The organism is Bacteroidia bacterium, from assembly GCA_016218155.1.
In the GTDB taxonomy this organism is placed as follows: Bacteria; Bacteroidota; Bacteroidia; order Bacteroidales; family GWA2-32-17; genus GWA2-32-17.
This window is the reverse complement of record JACREQ010000071.1, coordinates 35236-53844: the sequence shown is the minus strand read 5'-3', so window position 1 is coordinate 53844 and position 18609 is coordinate 35236. Positions and strand designations below refer to the sequence as shown.

18 protein-coding genes are annotated in these 18609 nt (G+C 31.3%); 15 read left to right on the top strand and 3 right to left on the bottom strand.

Going from position 1 to position 18609, the window contains the following annotated elements; all coding sequences use genetic code 11:
* Window positions 1–22: 22 nt before the first annotated feature.
* A complete protein-coding gene (panB, locus tag HY951_13325) occupies window positions 23–838 on the top strand; it encodes a 3-methyl-2-oxobutanoate hydroxymethyltransferase (protein MBI5541040.1) in 816 nt (271 codons plus the stop codon).
* Between the two features lie 73 nt (window positions 839–911).
* On the opposite strand, the gene HY951_13320 is transcribed toward panB, so the two are convergent.
* A complete protein-coding gene (locus tag HY951_13320; protein ID MBI5541039.1) occupies window positions 912–1628 on the bottom strand; it encodes a tRNA threonylcarbamoyladenosine dehydratase in 717 nt (238 codons plus the stop codon).
* Between the two features lie 138 nt (window positions 1629–1766).
* Here HY951_13320 and HY951_13315 point away from each other — a divergent pair, with 138 nt between their 5' ends.
* Window positions 1767–3008, top strand: a complete 1242-nt coding sequence (locus tag HY951_13315) for a DEAD/DEAH box helicase (GenBank protein MBI5541038.1) — start codon at window positions 1767–1769, stop codon at window positions 3006–3008.
* A gap of 108 nt (window positions 3009–3116) precedes the next feature.
* Here the strand turns inward: HY951_13315 and HY951_13310 are convergent, their stop codons facing one another.
* Together HY951_13310 and HY951_13305 are read right to left on the bottom strand one after the other, a co-directional pair.
* A complete protein-coding gene (locus HY951_13310; protein ID MBI5541037.1) occupies window positions 3117–3416 on the bottom strand; it encodes a GIY-YIG nuclease family protein in 300 nt (99 codons plus the stop codon).
* Between the two features lie 198 nt (window positions 3417–3614).
* Window positions 3615–5258: an ABC-F family ATP-binding cassette domain-containing protein gene (locus tag HY951_13305; protein MBI5541036.1), complete on the bottom strand. Its 1644-nt coding sequence runs from the start codon at window positions 5256–5258 to the stop codon at window positions 3615–3617.
* A 210-nt stretch (window positions 5259–5468) separates the two neighbouring features.
* Between HY951_13305 and HY951_13300 the strand changes: the two genes are divergently transcribed.
* The 13 genes from HY951_13300 (at window position 5469) to HY951_13240 (ending at window position 18606) form a co-directional block, all read left to right on the top strand.
* Window positions 5469–6074: a hypothetical protein gene (locus tag HY951_13300; protein MBI5541035.1), complete on the top strand. Its 606-nt coding sequence runs from the start codon at window positions 5469–5471 to the stop codon at window positions 6072–6074.
* Window positions 6055–6354 (top strand): transcriptional regulator, encoded by a 300-nt coding sequence (locus HY951_13295; protein ID MBI5541034.1) that lies wholly within the window; start codon window positions 6055–6057, stop codon window positions 6352–6354. Before HY951_13300 ends, HY951_13295 begins: the two co-directional genes overlap by 20 nt.
* A gap of 39 nt (window positions 6355–6393) precedes the next feature.
* Window positions 6394–8064: a DUF4173 domain-containing protein gene (locus tag HY951_13290; protein MBI5541033.1), complete on the top strand. Its 1671-nt coding sequence runs from the start codon at window positions 6394–6396 to the stop codon at window positions 8062–8064.
* 117 nt (window positions 8065–8181) lie between these two features.
* The gene (locus tag HY951_13285) at window positions 8182–8853 is read left to right on the top strand and encodes a hypothetical protein (protein MBI5541032.1); all 672 of its coding nucleotides are present in this window, start codon (window positions 8182–8184) and stop codon (window positions 8851–8853) included.
* A gap of 6 nt (window positions 8854–8859) precedes the next feature.
* On the top strand, window positions 8860–10269 hold the full coding sequence (locus tag HY951_13280) for a B12-binding domain-containing radical SAM protein (GenBank protein ID MBI5541031.1): 1410 nt from the start codon (window positions 8860–8862) through the stop codon (window positions 10267–10269).
* 197 nt (window positions 10270–10466) lie between these two features.
* A complete protein-coding gene (locus tag HY951_13275; GenBank protein MBI5541030.1) occupies window positions 10467–11690 on the top strand; it encodes a PQQ-like beta-propeller repeat protein in 1224 nt (407 codons plus the stop codon).
* Window positions 11691–11696: 6 nt separating this feature from the next.
* Window positions 11697–13124 carry a PQQ-like beta-propeller repeat protein gene (locus HY951_13270; protein ID MBI5541029.1) on the top strand — a complete coding sequence of 476 codons (1428 nt, stop codon included), beginning with the start codon at window positions 11697–11699 and terminating at the stop codon, window positions 13122–13124.
* Between the two features lie 55 nt (window positions 13125–13179).
* Window positions 13180–13557 carry a GxxExxY protein gene (locus HY951_13265; protein MBI5541028.1) on the top strand — a complete coding sequence of 126 codons (378 nt, stop codon included), beginning with the start codon at window positions 13180–13182 and terminating at the stop codon, window positions 13555–13557.
* Window positions 13558–13692: 135 nt separating this feature from the next.
* The gene (locus tag HY951_13260; GenBank protein ID MBI5541027.1) at window positions 13693–14652 is read left to right on the top strand and encodes a hypothetical protein; all 960 of its coding nucleotides are present in this window, start codon (window positions 13693–13695) and stop codon (window positions 14650–14652) included.
* A gap of 8 nt (window positions 14653–14660) precedes the next feature.
* Window positions 14661–14864 carry a hypothetical protein gene (locus tag HY951_13255; protein MBI5541026.1) on the top strand — a complete coding sequence of 68 codons (204 nt, stop codon included), beginning with the start codon at window positions 14661–14663 and terminating at the stop codon, window positions 14862–14864.
* Window positions 14861–15451: a ferredoxin gene (locus HY951_13250; protein ID MBI5541025.1), complete on the top strand. Its 591-nt coding sequence runs from the start codon at window positions 14861–14863 to the stop codon at window positions 15449–15451. The genes HY951_13255 and HY951_13250 overlap by 4 nt, the downstream gene beginning before the upstream one ends.
* A 78-nt stretch (window positions 15452–15529) precedes the next feature.
* Window positions 15530–16810 carry a 4Fe-4S binding protein gene (locus tag HY951_13245; GenBank protein MBI5541024.1) on the top strand — a complete coding sequence of 427 codons (1281 nt, stop codon included), beginning with the start codon at window positions 15530–15532 and terminating at the stop codon, window positions 16808–16810.
* The gene (locus HY951_13240) at window positions 16807–18606 is read left to right on the top strand and encodes a PQQ-binding-like beta-propeller repeat protein (GenBank protein ID MBI5541023.1); all 1800 of its coding nucleotides are present in this window, start codon (window positions 16807–16809) and stop codon (window positions 18604–18606) included. The genes HY951_13245 and HY951_13240 overlap by 4 nt, the downstream gene beginning before the upstream one ends.
* The last annotated feature ends 3 nt before the right edge of the window (window positions 18607–18609 follow it).

The window sequence follows — 18609 nt, the reverse complement described above, 5'->3', positions numbered from 1 at the left end:
TATCAAGAAATAAAAATACTATATGTCAGTTCATAAAAATACCAGAAAAGTCACTACGCACGTACTGGCTGAAATGAAGCTTAAAGGTGAGAAAATATCTATGCTTACGGCTTATGATTTTTCGATGGCTAAAATTTTAGATGAAGCAGGTATTGATGTTATTTTGGTTGGCGATTCTGCTTCAAATGTAATGGCTGGTTATGATACTACACTTCCAATTACATTAAATGAAATGATATATTTTGCATCAGCAGTAGTTAGGGGAACAAAGCGTGCTTTAGTTGTTGTTGACATGCCATTTGGAACTTATCAGGGAAATTCAAAAGAGGCCTTGAATTCTGCCATTAGAATTATGAAAGAAACAGGTGCTTCTGCTGTCAAACTTGAAGGTGGTGAGGTTGTAAAAGAATCTATACAAAGAATTTTGTCAGCTGGAATTCCTGTAATGGGTCATTTGGGTTTAACTCCTCAAAGTATAAATAAATTCGGGACTTTTGTTGTAAGAGCCAGAGAAGAGGAGGAGGCAAAAGCATTAATTGCTGATGCACATATTTTAGATAAAATCGGCTGTTTTTCAATTGTACTCGAGAAAATTCCTGCAGCATTAGCTGCTAAAGTTTCTAAGGAGGTTCATGTACCTATTATTGGTATTGGTGCCGGACATGAAGTTGATGGTCAGGTACTCGTTTTGCACGATATGCTAGGAATTACAAATGAGTTTTCTCCTCGTTTCTTAAGAAGATACCATAACTTATTTGAAGAAATAAAATCTTCTGTAACACATTACATACAAGATGTTAAAAATGTTGAGTTCCCAAATGATAAGGAACAATATTAGATTTTGTAAATAATTATGCAAGCATTCACGATTGCTTAAAGTAAACTATTAAAAGCATAGATGCTTTTATTATTTAAGCTAAAATTTCTTTAATGGCTTCAGAAGCACAATAGCAACCAAAAATAGCGGGTATATAAGAAATTGTACCTATTGTTGATTTTTTATTAGGTCCTGTTTCTTCAGCAATAATTACTGATTTCGGAACAATTTCAGCGGAGAAAACTACATTAAAACCTGTTTTTATATTATGTGCATGAAGTTTTTTTCTTATTTTATATGCTAATTTGCATTCGTAAGATTTTGAAACATCTGTAATTTTTATTTGTGTAGGATCGAGTTTTCCGCCAGCTCCCATTGAACTTACAAATTTTAAATTATTCATTACTGAGTGATAAATTACAAAAAACTTTGGAGTCAGTGTATCTATTGCATCAATAATAAAATCGTATTTTTCTTTTAGCAAAATTTCTTTTATTTCATCTTCTTTTAAGTAATCGCAATAGGCAATTATTTTAACATTAGGATTAATATCAAGTAATCTGGTTTTCATTACTTCTGATTTAGGCATTCCATTAGTGCTAACAAGTGCTCCTAATTGCCTATTTCTATTTGATGGCATAAACTTATCACTATCAATAATTGAAATAGTTCCTACTCCGGCTCTGCAAATCATTTCTGCTGCATAGCCACCGACTCCGCCTAAGCCTGCAACTAATACATGTGCATTTTTAAGTTTTTGGATGCCATCACTTCCTACAAGTAATTCTGTACGTTCAAGCCAATTATTCATTAATTATTTTATTAATAACTTTGCAAAAATAATGAATTGTTTTAGAGGTTTGTGTTATAATTTAATATCAACTTCGTTTGTGTCAAATATTCATGCTAAAAGTTATTGTACCTTTGCACTTAATCAGAATAAATAAAAATGAAATTCGAAAAATATAATTTTGCTCCCGAAATAAAGCAGAATCTCGAGAAATTAGGATTTAGAAAGCCTACAGATATTCAATATAAAGCAATTCCACCAATTTTAAAAGGTGAAGATGTTTTAGCTATTGCACAAACAGGAACAGGAAAGACTGCTGCTTTTGCAATTCCTGTAATTGAAATTTTACAGGGAAGAAGAGTTGTTCGACATGAACATGGAATTCGTTGTGTAGTTATGGTTCCAACCCACGAGCTAGCTTTGCAGGTTTCAGAAGTTTTTGAGCAATTAGGAAAGGGAACAAACTTGCAGGTTTTAGGGTTAATTGGTGGTGTAGATATAGATCCTCAGATTGAAATGTTAAAAAGGGGAGTAGATGTTCTTGTTGCAACACCAGGCAGAATGTTTGACCTTGAGCATAGAAAACATATTTATTTTGATGATGTTGAAATTCTTATTTTAGATGAAGCTGACCACATGCTGGAGCTTGGTTTTATTAACGAAATGCATCATCTCATAACAAAGATCCCAAGAACCAGACAAACACTTTTTTTCTCTGCAACAATTAATGAAAGAATTAAAGATTTAGCATATTCACTTGTTCAAAAAGCAGTTCGTATACAGATATCACCTAAAGATCCGGTTTCTAAAAATATTACACATTCGGTTGAATTTGTTGAGATGGATGATAAACGATTCTTTTTAGAACGTATTGTTAAGGAAAATCCGGATAGTAAAATTCTGGTATTTGTAAGAACTAAAGTTCGTGCTGAAAGAGTATGTAAAGCACTCGAAAGAGTCGGTATTTCCAGTCAGACAATACATGGTGATAAGAACCAGAATCAACGATCTTCTGCGATGAATCAGTTTAAAGAAGGAATAAATAAAATTTTAATAGCAACTGATGTAAGTGCACGTGGTGTTGATATTCCAAATGTGGAATATGTTATTAATTACGATTTGCCTGAAGAAGTAGAAAATTATGTGCACCGTGTTGGACGAACTGGTAGAGCTGATAAAAAAGGTTTGGCAATTTCTTTTTGTAGTAAAGAAGAAAGAAAAATATTAAAAGAAATTGAGAGTTTCTTAACTCAGCCAATTACTGTTAGAAATATAAATCCTGAGGAATACGTTGAGACTATTGATTTATCTGCAGCCAGCAATCACGATTGGCAAGCTTTAATTGCCGAGGATGATGCATTTCAGAACAAAAAGAAGAAAAAGCCAGGAAAGAAATCTTGATTGTTTTTGTTGAAACACTTCCAGCATCGCGTTTCCTGAGACCATCGTTTCGTCATTAAGGTAACTCGTATTGTCATCCTGAGGCACTCGAAGGATGACTATATAATTCTACTTAATATTACCTTTTCTTATAGCAGCTAATTTTATTAACTCATCCCAATTTCCAGTTATTAAAGCTTCTTTTTTAGATTTTCTCCAACCTTTTATTTGTTTTTCTAGTTCTATAGCTTGAGTTGCATCCATGGATTCTGAAAGCCAAACTAATTTTAGCGGTCTTCGTGAAAAAGTATAACAGGAAGTATTTATTCCATTTTCGTGTTCGAATAGTCTTCTTTCAATGTCATTTGTTACACCAGTGTAATATGAATTGTCATTACATTTAAGTATATAAACACTTAGTAAGTTCATGGCAAAAATTTAATAACACAAAAATATAATTTATTCTGTTTATCTCAATCACTCTTCGAGAGCCTCAGAGTGACTAAATGTATCTTTTGTTTCTCGAATTGACTCCTGAGGCACTCGTGTTGTCATCCTGAGGCACTCGAAGGATGACAATGTATAAGTTAAATATACGTTTATGTTATTTAGTTAAATTCTTTGATATTATTTCTGATTCTTTCTCTCCAATTCTTTAAGGTTTTCCATTTTTTTCTTTTCCAAGAAAGAATAAATGTCATCAAGGTGTTCTTTTACCTGTTTATTGCCAAATTCGTACACTTTGTTAACAAGTCCTCCCAGAAAATCTCTGTCATGTGAAACAAGAATTAAAGTGCCGTCATAATCCATTAATGCGGCTTTAAGAATATCTTTAGTTCTCATGTCGAGGTGATTTGTTGGCTCATCAAGAATTAAAAAGTTAACTGGCTCAAGTAAAAGTTTAATCATCGAGAGTCTTGTTCTTTCGCCGCCGGAAAGTACTTTTACTTTTTTTGTAGAATGTTCGCCACCAAACATAAATGCGCCTAGAATATCTCTTATTTTAGAACGTATATCACCTTTTGCTACATTATCAATAGTTTGAAAAACTGTTAATTCTTCATCTAACATCGATGCCTGATTTTGTGCAAAATACCCTATCAAAGCATTATGACCAAGTATACATTCACCTTCAAAGTCAATCTCACCCATTATGCATTTTACAAGTGTTGATTTTCCTTCTCCATTTTTCCCAACAAAGGCAACGCGTTCTCCACGTTCTATTGTTAGCGAAGCGTTTTTAAATACTATATTATTATCATAGCTTTTAGATAATTCTTTAATAATTACCGGATAATTCCCTGAACGAGGTGATGGCGGAAATTTTAATCGTAATGCTGATGTGTCTTCTTCGTCAACTTCAAGTAATGGAAGTTTTTCAAGCATTTTAACCCGGGATTGAACCTGAAGAGTTTTTGAGTAAGTACCTTTAAAGCGTTCAATGAAATCTTCAGTTTCAGCAATCATTTTCTGTTGTTCATTAAATGCCTTCTGTTGTTGTTCTCTTCGTTCTTTCCTTAATTGTAGATAACTTGAATAATTAACTTTGTAGTCGTATATTCTGCCCATTGTTACTTCAATAGTTCGATTTGTTATATTATCTACAAATGCTCTATCATGAGAGATAACAATTACTGCTTTTGCACTGTTTATAAGAAAATCTTCCAACCATTGAACAGATTCAATATCCAAATGATTTGTAGGCTCATCAAGCAGAATTAAATCCGGCTTTTGTAAAAGTATTTTGGCTAATTCGATACGCATTCTCCAACCACCACTGAATTCGCTAGTTGGTCGAGTAAAATCGGTTCTAACAAAACCTAAACCCAAAAGTATTTTTTCTACTTCGGCATCATAATTTATTTCTTCAATTGTATAAAATTTTTCACTAATTGTAGAAACTTGTTCTATTAAGGCATAATATTCTTCAGAATCATAATCGGTACGGGTAGATAATTGATTATTTAAATCGTCAATCTGATTCTGCATTTCAAAAATTTTAGCAAAAGCTTGTGCGGCTTCTTCAAATACAGTTCGATTATTCTCAGTCATTAAATGCTGTGGAAGGTAAGATATAACTGTATCTTTTGGTGACGAAACTCTTCCTCCCGAGGCAGTTCTAACTCCAGCAATAATTTTTAACAATGTAGATTTTCCTGCTCCGTTTTTTCCCATTAGAGCAATTCTGTCCTTATCATTTATTACAAAAGATATGTCTTTAAAAAGTGTTGTACCTCCAAACTCTACTGTAAGTCCGTCAACTGCAATCATTGTGTTATTTTTTGTGAGGCGCAAAGATATTAAAAAGTACTTAAAGTGACTAAAGTTCTTAAAGTGTCTAAAGTTCTTAATATTTACTAGACAATTTTAATAATACTAGCTTAATAAATTAAAATCATATTTCTGGTTAACTTATTTTAACTAACATTAATTTGCATGTTTAAAATAAATTTCTAACTTTGCATTACAAAGTACTATAATATGGCTCAAATCGAAGATTTAAAAGAAATAAGAAATCTGATGGAGAAATCATCCAGGTTTTTATCATTAAGCGGATTTTCCGGAATAATAGCAGGCATTGCAGCCCTGTTAGGTGCTGTTTATGCATGGTGGTATATTAATCAATTGGGAATTTTGATAATGTTTGATGATTCAGTTATTGTTTTACTGGCTGATGCTTTAATTGTTTTTTTTATTGCACTTTTTGCAGGTGTTTATTTTTCGTGGAGAAAAGCCATTAAGCAAGGAGTTCCTTTCTGGAGTAAAACATCTAAAAGATTATTAATACATTTTCTTATTCCATTAATTACCGGTGGCATATTTTGCTTTTTTCTTATATACCATCAATATTATTTAATGATAATTCCTGCCACTTTAATATTTTATGGGATGGCATTAGTTAATGCAAGTAAATTTACTTATTCTGACACATATTATTTTGGATTATCAGAAATATTTTTAGGAATATTAGCATCATTTTTTAATGGTTATGGAATTTGGTTTTGGGGTATTGGTTTTGGCGTTCTTCATATTTTATATGGTATAGTAATTTATTTTAAATACGATTATGGAGTTGCCAATAAATAAATTTAATAAAGCCTTTGAAAACCGCATAAGACTTGGCGTTATGTCGATTCTTATGGTTAACGACTGGGTTGATTTCAGCACTTTAAAAGAGATGCTTGATATAACAGATGGTAATCTTGCCAGTCATATAAAAGCATTAGAAGCTGAACAATATATTGAAATAAATAAACGTTTCATAAACAAAAAACCTAATACTTCTTATCGTTCAACTTTATTAGGCAGAAATGCTTTTAAGGAACACTTAAATGTTCTTGAAAATATTATTAAACAAAACGAATAATTTTTTTTATTTATTAACTTTGAAACGCAAAGTACTATTATGAAAACAAAAATCAACATCAGTTACTTACTGATTTTAATCGGAGCATGTTTATTTCAGTGGCTTTTTTGGCATGAAACTCCTGGTATTAATCTTTTATTTTTTACAATTTTTATTGTTCCATCGTTGATGTACCTTTTTCGTGAATCGCTTAAAAAAATACCTTTATGGTTGTCAATGTTTGGGCTTTTGTCAACAAGTATTGCTGTAACAATTCATGGAAGTTCATTCTCTGTTGTTATGTATGTGATTTCATTGATACTATTCGCTAGTTTTTCGCAATGGTCAAATACAAGAAGCCCTGTTTATGCAATACCATCTTCAATTGTTGGAATGGTATTATCTCCTTATTCCTTTTTTGCAGGAAGAAATAAAAATAAATCAGAGAAATCGCAAAGCTCAGGGTTTTCAAGGTGGTTTAGTATAATTATTTTACCAATATTAATTTTAATTGTTTTCTTTTTTATATTTTATTTTGCAAGCGAAAAATTTGCAGAATACTCTGACAAGGTTCTTATTCCCATTCAGGATTTATTTTATAATATTTTTGGTAATATAACATTTGCAAGCATATTCTTTTTTGTGCATGGTATATTGTTAGTTACATGGTTAGTTTTACGAAATAAAGCATCTGATTTATCTAAAGTTGAAAGCAAACTAACATTGACAATATCAAGGGTGAAAATTCGGAGAAAAAGAAGATTTTCATTCACAGGCTTGAAAAAAGAATATTTATCTGCGCTGGTATTATTGGTATTAATTAACCTTCTTGTATTAGCTGCAAATATTGTCGATATTAAATTCTTATGGTTTGGGTTTGAGTTTAAAGAAGGAATGAATTTAAAACAATTTGTACATGAAGGTACATATCTTTTAATTTTAAGTATTCTTTTATCAATGGGAATATTGTTATATATTTTCAGAAAAAACCAGAATTTCTTTGCAAGAGGTAAAATTTTAAGAAAATTAGCTGCATTATGGATTGTTCAGAATTTGATTCTTGCAATCTCTGTTGGTATTAGAAACTATCATTATATTGATCAATATGGTCTAGCATATAAAAGAATTGGTGTTTTTATTTTTTTAATGTTAGTATTGTTTGGATTGTATACATTCTTTATTAAAATTCTTAGAAAAAAATCAGGCTATTATCTTATAAATAGAAACTCGTGGGCAATGTACATTGTGTTAACAATAACCTCTCTTTTAAGTTATGATACTATTATTACTAAATATAACACAAAGTATTGCAAAGATTTGGATTATGAATTTTTAGTTAATATGTCAACAAAAGCTCTTCCATTAATAGATATAAATAAGCTTCCAGATCAGCTTTATTATAATGAGTTTTATCCTGTAAAACATTTAAAGAATCCCTGGGTTTTTGAAGGTAATTATAAGTCAAATTATTTTTATGCTTATAATCTTAGAAGTTATTATGTAAAAACTGTGTTCAATTTTTTATATGAATGGGAAATGGGAACAAAATTATCATGGAATTATTATGACGAAGTTGCATATAAAAACTTTATTAGCCGACCTCAGTTGATTGAAAAATATAAACATTATAAAAATTTCAGAATGAAAATTGAACAAATTGAAAATGGAAACAAAAATTCAGTTCAAAAAAGAACTTCTACTGCAAGTCGTAACGAAACCCGTTATGAATAAAAGTGGAATAGGTGTGAATCATTTGGAACAAATATTTTTAGTAATTAAAATAATTGTATTATGAAATCATTATTCTGGCCAAAAAGATTATTTATTTTAACAATATTTAGTATTGCAATGGCAATGCTCGAATCGGCAATTGTAATTTATTTGCGTGAACATTATTATCCTGATGGATTTTCATTTCCACTTTCACTTGTTACTAGAACTGTTGCAATTACAGAATTTTTCAGAGAAGCTGCTACATTAGTAATGTTAGTTACTATTGGATATTTAACAGGAAGAGATTTTAAAGAGCGTTTTGCCTGTTTTATTTATGCTTTTGCAGTCTGGGATATTTTTTATTATGTTTTCTTATATGTTATTATTGGTTGGCCCTCTTCGCTTTTTACATGGGATGTTTTATTTCTTCTTCCATCAATGTGGACTGGTCCTGTGATTGCTCCAGTACTAACTTCTTTAAATATGATTTTGCTTTCAATAGGAATAATCCATTTTAGTGAAAGAAACAAGGAATGTAATTTGTCCAAAATTGAATGGTGGTTACTTGTTATAGGGTCTTTAATTGTAGTTGGAGGTTTTATGCAGGAATTTATTACATATTTAAATCAGTATTTTTCATGGTTAAAATTAATACTTAATCTCTTTAGTCATGATGTTCTTATTCTTTCTATGAAATTTGTTCCGAAGAATTTTCCCTGGTTAACATATATTGTAGGTCAGGGACTAATTCTTATTACTACATTTTATTACATTTTCAGAAACTATAAGCTAAGTAAAATTAAATAGATATCTATGAAGGTTAAATTAATTTTACCAGCATTAAGGGAAGCTAAAAGTCCATTATGGCGACCAATAAAATATTCTTTATTTCCACCACTTGGGCTAGCAACTCTTGCATCGTTTTTAAGTGATGATGATGAGATTGATTTGCAGGATCAGCATGTAGAAAAATTAAATCTAGATGATGAACCAGACCTTGTAATTATTCAAGTGTATATAACAAATGCTTATCGGGCTTATGAAATTGCAAAACATTATAAAACAAAAGGAAGTTTTGTTGCTTTGGGTGGGTTGCATGTAACTGCATTGCCAGATGAAGCAGAACAGTATGCCGATTCAATTTTTCTTGGTCCAGCTGAGCAAAGTTTTCCGCAATTTTTAATTGATTTTAAAAATGGAAATACAAAAAAAAGATATTTTTCAAATATCAGAACATTAGATAATCAACCATTAATAAGAAGAGATTTGATAAAACGGAATCTTTATCTTGTGCCTAATTCAATTGTAGTTTCCAGAGGCTGTCCTCATAATTGTGATTTTTGTTATAAAGATGATTTTTTTAAGGGTGGGAAATCATTTTACACTCAGCAAATAGATTCCATTTTGGCAGATATTGACAGATTACCAGGCAAACATTTATATTTTTTAGACGATCATTTATTTGGAAATCCAAAATTTGCAGCTGAATTATTTGTTGCAATGAAAGGCATGGGCAGGGTTTTTCAGGGAGCTGCAACTGTGGCATCTGTTTTAAATAATGATTTATTAGATAAAGCTGCTGATGCCGGTTTAAGAAGTCTGTTTGTCGGGTTTGAAACTCTTTCATCTGAAAATTTAAAACAAAGCAATAAAAATCAAAATCTTAAAATTGATTACGAAAAAGCAATAAAAAGCCTGCATAATCATGGTATAATGATAAATGGAAGCTTTGTTTATGGTCTGGATGATGATGATAAAGATGTTTTTAAAAGAACTGTTGAATGGGGAGTTAAAAATGCCATAACAACTGCTACGTATCATGTTCTTACACCTTACCCCGGAACCAGATTGTTTAATGAAATGGAAAATTCCGGTAGGCTTTTAACAAGAAACTGGGATTTATATGATACCAGGCATGTTGTTTTTAATACAACAAAAATGACTTCTATAGAATTAGAAGAAGGGTATTTGTGGTCATATAAGGAATTCTATTCATGGAATAATATTTTAAAAGCTTCCTTTTCGCATGATTTATTTAAACATCAGATGAAGCATTTGTTTTATACAGGTGGCTGGAAAAAATTTGAACCATTATGGAATTTGATAATAAACATAGGTGCATTACAAGTTATGTTGCCGTTATTAGAAACTATACTTTCTAAAGTAAAGATCAGCCAAAGTTCTACTCAGTTAAGGCAGGAAACTATTGATGTAGCAGTTTAGTTTTTTGTCAGATTATTTCTATGTTTCGTTTACTATTTCTCTAGTTTCGTAGAATCAATTTATTTTATTCTTAGGTAAAATGTATTTTTAGAAAATTATGTCTTAAAATATGATTTTTTAATAATCTAAATTGATGTAAAAAACATAGAAATGTTATCTTTGCCAACAGTATAAAATTATGTAGTAAAAGATTTTTTATGAAAAATAGTAAATTCAATACTCTCCTTGCAATTTCTTTGTTTATTTTTAGCTTGGCTAATGCACAATTTGAGACTCAATGGCGTGGTATTAACCGTGATGGTGTTTATAATGAAACCGGATTAATTAAGCAATGGCCTGCAGATGGTCCAAAGATATTATGGCATTTTGATGATTTAGGTAAAGGCTTTGCATCAGCAATAATTACTTCTGATAAAATAATTACATGTGGTATGATTGATACTACAGGTTATGTTTTTGCGTTGGATTTAAAAGGGAATTTACTTTGGAAAACTGCATATGGAAGAGAGTGGGCTGAATCATGGCCTGGATGTCGTTCTACTCCAACTGTATTTGAAAATAAGATTTATGTAAATAGTAGTTATGGGTTAGCAGTTTGTCTTGATGCTACAACTGGAAAAGTTCTGTGGACAATTGATTTGGCAAAATTATTTGGTGCAAAACCACCAAAGTGGGGAATTGTTGAATCACCTTTGATTGTTGAAGATAAAGTTATTTTTTCTGCAGGTGGTAAAGAAAGTAACATTGTTGCATTAAATAGAAACGATGGTAAAACAATATGGGTTTCTCCGGGAGCAGGAGAATTAACTGCATATTGTTCTCCCATTTTAATTAATCATAAAGGGAAAAAAATAATTTGTACTCTTACTGAAAGTACAGTATTGGGAATTGAACCTGAAACTGGAAAAGTTATATGGACATACCCAAAAAAGAATAAATGGTCGGTTCATGCAAATACACCACTTTATCATGATGGACAAATTTATGTTGTTAGTGGTTATGGTTCGGGTGGAATTATGTTAAAGCTTGCCGATGATGGAAATTCAGTAACAGAATTATGGACAAATACTACTTTAGATAACCAGATGGGTGGAGTAGTATTAATTGGTGGAAACTTATATGGCTCTGGTCAGGATAATAAAACCTGGCAATGTATTGATTGGCAAACTGGAATGATGAAATATCAAACTGATGCTTTAGGTAAAGGGGTTACAATTGCTAATGATGGTTTGCTATATTGTTATAGCGATAAAGGTGACTTTGCTTTAGTAAAACCTACCGAAAATGCTTTCGAAATTATAAGTAAAATTAAAATTACTCTAGGTGCAGATTATCATTGGGCGCATCCGGTAATAAAAAATAGTATTTTATATATGCGTCATGGTAATGTTTTAATTGCTTATTCTTTAGCTGCAGAATAATTTCAAATGTTTGAGAAGAATATAACAAAATATATAATTATTCTTCTTGCTTTAATTAGCATTACTGTTTTTGTATTATGGTTTGTTCATGATCCTGTAAAGGATTTTAAAGCTAGTCTTCCAGGTTTGGATAATAGACCACCCAGATCTGCTGATACAAATATTATTGTAAAAATTGGTGAAAAATTTACTTCTTTGAAAGAATACTCTTCAACACTAACAGGTAAATGGCCACATTTTCGAGGAGCCGATTTTGATAATATTAACAAAGAGAACATAAAACTTATTGATAATTTTGGGAAAGATGGTCCTAAAATAATTTGGAAATTGGATATGGGCGAAGGCCATGCTGCTGCTGCAATTTATAATGGAAAAGTTTATGTTTTAGATTATAATGAAGCGAAAAAAGCTGATGTTCTAAAATGTCTATCTCTTGAAACTGGTGATGAATTATGGAGAAGATTTTATGCTGTTCATATAAAACGTAATCATGGAATTTCAAGAACAATTCCTGCAGTAAACGACAAATATGTTGTTACAATTGGTCCAAAGGGACATGTAATGTGTATTAGTTCTTTAAATGGTGATTTGTTATGGGGGATTGATTTAGAAAGAGAATATAAAACCGAAATTCCTTTTTGGAATACTGGTCAGTGTCCGTTTATTGATAATGATGTTGCTGTTATTGCCACAGGTGGAGATGCCATAATGATTGGTGTTGATTGCGCAACAGGAAAAGTGCTTTGGAAAACTCCTAATCCTGATAAATGGAAAATGTCACATTCGTCAATAATGCCAATGACTTTTGGCGGAAAGAAAATGTATGTATATTCTGCTATTGGTGGTGTCTGCGGAATTTCTGCAGAAGGAAGTGATGTAGGTAAATTGTTATGGAAAACAACTGAGTTTGGTCCAAATGTGGTTGCTCCATCGCCAGTGATTTTAAATAATGGAAAAGTATTTATTACTGCGGGTTATGGAGTAGGAGCAATGCTTTTTCAACTTACCGGAGTTGCAGGAAATTTTTCTGTAAAGGTTCTTCAAAAATATCTACCAACAGAAGGAGTAGCTTCAGAACAACAGACACCAATTTTTTATAAAGGATTAATGTTTGCAATACTTCCAAAAAATGCAGGTGGTTTGCGCGATCAGTTTGTGTGTTGCAATCCTGATAATTGTAAGAAAATTCTTTGGTCGAGTGGAAAAGATATTCGTTTTGGTTTAGGTCCATATATTATTGCTGATGATAAATTTTATATTGTTGATGATGATGGCACTTTAACAATTGCAGAAGCTAATACCTCAAAATTTGTATTGTTAAGTAAAACCAAAGTTATGGATGGGCAGGATGCATGGGGTCCCATTGCCATTGCTGATGGAAAGTTAATTATGAGAGATTCAAAACAAATGATATGTATAGATATTAAAAAATAAAAATATTAAACCGCAAAGAGCGCAAAGAATAATACGCAAAGAAAAAAATAAGAGAATGACTGAAAATGAATTGTCAAATATAATAATTGGTTCAGCTATAGAAGTTCACACTGCACTTGGTCCGGGTTTACTGGAAAGTGCTTATAAAGAATGTTTATTTTATAAAATAAATAAGTCAGGTTTGTTTGTCGAAAAAGAAAAAGCAATGCCATTAATATTTGAAGAAGTTAGACTGGATTGCGGATATAGAATAGATTTACTTGTTGAGAATAAGTTAGTGTTAGAGTTAAAAAGTGTTGAGTGTTTAAATGATATTCACCTTGCTCAAACTTTAACATATTTGAAACTTGGAAATTATAAATTGGGTTTATTGATAAATTTTAATGTATTGAGGTTAAAAGATGGTATCAAAAGAGTTGTTAATGGACTATAAACTTAGCGAACTTTGCGATAAACTTTGCATTCTTTGCGTTTAGTTGTTATATGAGATTAAAAGAGTTGTTAATGGAATATAAACTTAGCGAGCTTTGCGAAAGACTTTGCATTCTTTGCGGTTAATTGTTTTTATATGAATAAAAAATTAATAATAGGATTCTTAATTATACTGATTTTGGCTGTTGTAGCCTTAATGGTAAAAGATTTATACTTTTCTGAAGTTAGCCAAGATAATCCATATGAATTAAATACTGATAGTTTAAAAAAGTATGATACAAGTTTAATTTGTTATAAAGAGGTAGCTCAGATTAAACCTGAAATTGATGAATTGAATGGAATCTCAATTGATGATAATGATGATATTGTTATAGTTGGAAGTAAAGTAATAGTTTATGATAAAGAATTTAAAGAATTAAAATCATTTAAACTGGGTGAAGTTGGCAATTGTGTTGCTGTAAATTCAATTGGTGAAATATATTTAGGAGTTCAGAATCATGTTGAAGTATGGGATTTAAATGGGAATTTCTTAAGGCGTTGGGAAACCGGAAATACAGAATCAATTTTATCTGGTATTGCAATAAATGAATCTTCTGTATTTGTTGCTGATGCTACTGATAGGGTAGTTCATGAATATGATTTAAAAGGAAAATTTCTGAAAGATTTTGCAAAAGAAGATTCCTTAAAAGGTGTTCCAGGAATAATTATCAGGTCGGCATTTTTTGATGTTTCAATAGGAAGAGATGAAGAGATTTGGATTGTAAATCCAGGAGCATATTTATTAGAAGCATTTGATAAAAAAGGAGGTTTAATTTCAAGTTGGGGAAAATCATCTGAAGAAATTCAAGGATTTTGTGGTTGTTGTAATCCAACTAATTTTACTTTGTTATCAGATGGTTCATTTGTGACATCTGAAAAAGCAATTCCAAGAGTTAAAATTTATTCTCCTTCTGGTGAGTTTGTTTGCATAGTTGCTGGTCCAGATAAATTTGATGATGGAACCAAAGGGCTTGATTTAGCAGTTGATTCAAGAAACAAGATTTATATCCTAGATCCGTCAATGAAACAAATTAGAGTATTTGAAAAATCAAACTAGATTGCAAAATGGATAGAAGAGAATTTATAAAAAATGTTGCAAGGGGGTCAATCTTAGTTGGTTTAGGATTAGTTGCTGGCACGTTGTTATCTAGAGAGGATGAAAATGAGAATTGCGATTTTGATTTTATTTGCAATAATTGCAATAAGCTTAATAAATGTAACTTACCGGAAGCAGTTAAATTTAAAGAAACAGGTAAATTAAATAAATGAGTTCTGAAGAAAAATATAAAATCACTCGTCGTGAATTCATTCGAAAAGGAATGCAATTATCTATCCTTATTGGGTTGGGAAGCATTGCTGGTGGACTGATTACAAAAACTATTTCTGAAAAAACTGTCTGGCAACTCGATACAAAAAAATGCACTCAATGTGGACGATGTGCCACAAGTTGTGTGAAAAAACCTTCAGCTGTAAAATGTTTTCATGCATATGATATGTGTGGATACTGCGATTTATGTGGTGGATATTTTAAACCGGGAACTAAAGATTTAACAACAGCCGCAGAAAATCAACTTTGTCCAACAAGTGCATTAAAACGAAAATTTATTGAAGAACCATTTTTTGAATATGAAATAGATAAAGAACTTTGTATTGGCTGTGGTAAATGTGTGAAAGGTTGTGGAGCTTTTGGTAATGGTTCACTTCAACTTCAGGTTAGTCAGGATTTATGTGATAATTGCAATGAATGTTCAATTGCAAGAGATTGTCCATCAAATGCATTTTCAAGAGTATTGAGTTCAGATTCATATTTAATGCTTGGTTTAAGAGATTCTAACAAATGGAAAAACAAACTATAAATAACAAGCTGTTCTGGATTTGTAATCCAGAACATAATAACTCGGGATTTGCAATCCCGATAAACAACTGATTTTTTAATGAATAAAATCAAAAACATATTATTGTTTTTCTTTTTTGTAATAATTTCATTACAAGCTTTTGATTTGTCCGCAAAAAATCGTTTCCCAAAACCTGAATTTGAATCGGGCCATGTTCAACCAGAGACAATAACACCAGCTCCAAGAGCAATGATTCTTGAATATTTGGATGTGTTGGTATTGATTGTTGCACTCAGTCTAATATCATGGTTAATTCTTAAAAAACGTTCAAGAAAAGGTGTTTTCTGGATGTCCGTTTTTACCATACTTTATTTTGGGTTTTACAAACAAGGCTGTGTATGTGCGGTTGGATCAGTCCAAAATGTTACCCTTGCGCTTTTTAATGAAAGTTACAATATTCCAATTACTGCTCTTTTGTTTTTTGTAATACCATTACTGTATACATTGTTTTTTGGGAGAACATTTTGTGCTGGAGTATGTCCTTTAGGCGCAATTCAAGATATTTTTGCATTTCGGCCAATGCCAATAAAGGCATGGTTAGAGAAAGTTCTTGGAATTATTCCATTTATATATTTAGGATTAGCAATTTTATATGCTGCAACAGGCACCGATTTTATAATTTGCAGATATGATCCATTTATTGGATTTTACAGATTTGATGCCACTTTTATGATGTTTATGCTCGGGGCAATATTCCTTTTAGTAGGAGTATTTATTGCAAGACCTTATTGTCGTTTTTTATGTTCTTATGGAGCTTTATTGAATATTGTTAGTCGTTTTTCATTTAAGCATATGACAATAACACCTGCAAATTGCATTAATTGTAAGTTATGTGAGAGTTCTTGTCCTTTTGGAGCTATTAATATACCTGCTCCTGTTAAAGAAAAAGAGAAAACTGAGGTAATTGTTAAGCGATATGTTTTGTTAAGTGTTATTGTTCCTGTATTAGTTTTTGCAGGTGGATATATTGCTTCAAATTTTCACGAAAACCTTGCTATGGTTAATCATAAAGTGAAACTAGCAACAGAAGTAATGAATAATACAAATTTTGGAGTAAAAGATAAAGAGGCAATAGAAATAACTGCTTTTAAATCGTCAGGTCAAACAATAGATCAATTGTATTCAGAAGCTGCTATTATTATTGATGAATTTTATATCGGAAGTTGGATTTTTGGTTGCTTTATAGGTCTTGTTTTTGGTTTAACATTGGTTAGTTTAACAGTATTTAAATATCATTCGGATTATAGTCCTAACAAAGCTACTTGTCACAGTTGTGCAAGATGTATGGATTATTGCCCGGTTTTACCAAATAAAAAATGATAAAAGAAAAAGAATATAATAACTCAAAAGCTCGTTTCTGGAAATCAGTATTGATTATTGCAGGGGTATTTTCTTTTGCTTTATGCATTCTGATTATTGGGAATTATTTTCAGATAAATAAAGCCGATCCAGTAAATACAAAAGTTATAAATACTCTAGTTGAAAGGTTAAATCAAAATCCCGGAGATCAGGCTTTGAGAAATGAAATAAGAGAATTTGATTTACTTGCACGAAAAGCATATTTTACAAATCAATGGCAAATACGTTTTGGCGGTTATTTATTGTTATTTGGAATCATTGTTATGGTTATTGCGGTATTAATGATGGATTCTACAAAAAACAAAGTACAGGCAGTTACTTTTGTTAAAGATGATAAATTGCCAAATACCCAAAGGAACGCAAGAAAATGGATAACTATTGGAGGCCTTTTATTAGCTGTAATTACATTAATATTTGCTTTTTTATCTCATAATGAACTCGGAAATAAATTTTCTCAAAAAGATTCTTTAGAAAGTAATTTAAATTTGAATGATTCATTAATTGCTAACTCTAACATTATTCAGAATAGTGATACTTTAAAAATCAATTCTGATACAGCAATTGTTGATACTTCTAAAACTGCTACTCTAATTGAATTTCCAACAGCTGCAATGATGAGTAATTTTCCTTCTTTCCGTGGACCTGGTGGTAATGGGATTGATTATCATAAAAATATTCCAACTAGTTGGGATGGTGCAAGTGGCAAAAATATTAAATGGAAAACTACTATTCCGCTACCGGGTTATAATTCACCAGTTGTATGGGGTGAAAAAGTGTTCTTAACAGGTGCAAATGGCACAAAGCAACAAGTATATTGTTTTGATAAAAAATCGGGGAATATATTGTGGACAGCAGATGTAAGTGGAATAGACGGTTCTCCTTCAACTGCACCTAAAGTAACTGATGATACTGGATATTCTGCACCTACTGTAACAACAGATGGTGAAAAAGTGTATGCGATTTTTGCCACAGGAGATATTATAGCATTGGATATGAAGGGCAATAAAGTTTGGGCTCGAAATATTGGGGTTCCTGCTAACCATTATGGACATTCATCTTCTTTAATGTTATTTGAGAATAAAATAATTGTTCAGTTTGATCAGAATAATGGTGCAAAGGTGATGGCTCTTTCAACTCAATCTGGTAAAACAATTTGGAGTACACCCCGAAAAGTAAAAATTTCATGGGCTTCACCTGTAATTGTTAATACAGGTTCAAGAGTTGAAATTCTATTAATTGCTGAACCATATGTTGCTTCATACGATCCTTCAACAGGTAAAGAATTATGGAAAATTGATTGTACTTCAGGTGAAGTCGGACCATCTGTTGCTTATGCCAATGGAATTGTATTTGCGTTAAATGAATATGCAAAATTAGTAGCAATACAAATAGGAGATCAACCTAAAATACTTTGGGAGAATAATGATTATTTGTCCGACGTTCCTAGTCCGGTTGCAAATGATAAATATTTGTTTGTTGTTACCAGTTATGGTGAAGTAGCCTGTTATAATCCTAAAACTGGTGACAAATACTGGAATCATGAATTTGGAACAGGTACTTATTCTTCACCAATACTGATAGGTGAGAGAGTTTATTTAATGGACAAAAAAGGAACCATGCATATATTCAAAGCTGATAAAACATTTAGTTCTGTTGGCGATCCTAAACTTGGCGAAAATACTGTTTCTACTCCTGCATTTGCTGATGGAAAAATATTTGTAAGGGCTGGTAATAATCTTTATTGTATTGGAAAATAAACA

Coding starts and splice junctions, on each gene's coding strand:
- HY951_13245 (MBI5541024.1), top strand. CDS start 15,530: ATGAATAAAATCAAAAACATATTATTGTTTTTCTTTTTTGTAATAATT.
- HY951_13270 (MBI5541029.1), top strand. CDS start 11,697: ATGTTTGAGAAGAATATAACAAAATATATAATTATTCTTCTTGCTTTA.
- HY951_13295 (MBI5541034.1), top strand. CDS start 6,055: ATGGAGTTGCCAATAAATAAATTTAATAAAGCCTTTGAAAACCGCATA.
- HY951_13285 (MBI5541032.1), top strand. CDS start 8,182: ATGGCAATGCTCGAATCGGCAATTGTAATTTATTTGCGTGAACATTAT.
- HY951_13300 (MBI5541035.1), top strand. CDS start 5,469: ATGGCTCAAATCGAAGATTTAAAAGAAATAAGAAATCTGATGGAGAAA.
- HY951_13255 (MBI5541026.1), top strand. CDS start 14,661: ATGGATAGAAGAGAATTTATAAAAAATGTTGCAAGGGGGTCAATCTTA.
- HY951_13290 (MBI5541033.1), top strand. CDS start 6,394: ATGAAAACAAAAATCAACATCAGTTACTTACTGATTTTAATCGGAGCA.
- HY951_13260 (MBI5541027.1), top strand. CDS start 13,693: ATGAATAAAAAATTAATAATAGGATTCTTAATTATACTGATTTTGGCT.
- HY951_13265 (MBI5541028.1), top strand. CDS start 13,180: ATGACTGAAAATGAATTGTCAAATATAATAATTGGTTCAGCTATAGAA.
- HY951_13275 (MBI5541030.1), top strand. CDS start 10,467: ATGAAAAATAGTAAATTCAATACTCTCCTTGCAATTTCTTTGTTTATT.
- HY951_13250 (MBI5541025.1), top strand. CDS start 14,861: ATGAGTTCTGAAGAAAAATATAAAATCACTCGTCGTGAATTCATTCGA.
- HY951_13320 (MBI5541039.1), bottom strand. CDS start 1,628: ATGAATAATTGGCTTGAACGTACAGAATTACTTGTAGGAAGTGATGGC.
- HY951_13310 (MBI5541037.1), bottom strand. CDS start 3,416: ATGAACTTACTAAGTGTTTATATACTTAAATGTAATGACAATTCATAT.
- HY951_13240 (MBI5541023.1), top strand. CDS start 16,807: ATGATAAAAGAAAAAGAATATAATAACTCAAAAGCTCGTTTCTGGAAA.
- HY951_13280 (MBI5541031.1), top strand. CDS start 8,860: ATGAAGGTTAAATTAATTTTACCAGCATTAAGGGAAGCTAAAAGTCCA.
- panB (MBI5541040.1), top strand. CDS start 23: ATGTCAGTTCATAAAAATACCAGAAAAGTCACTACGCACGTACTGGCT.
- HY951_13315 (MBI5541038.1), top strand. CDS start 1,767: ATGAAATTCGAAAAATATAATTTTGCTCCCGAAATAAAGCAGAATCTC.
- HY951_13305 (MBI5541036.1), bottom strand. CDS start 5,258: ATGATTGCAGTTGACGGACTTACAGTAGAGTTTGGAGGTACAACACTT.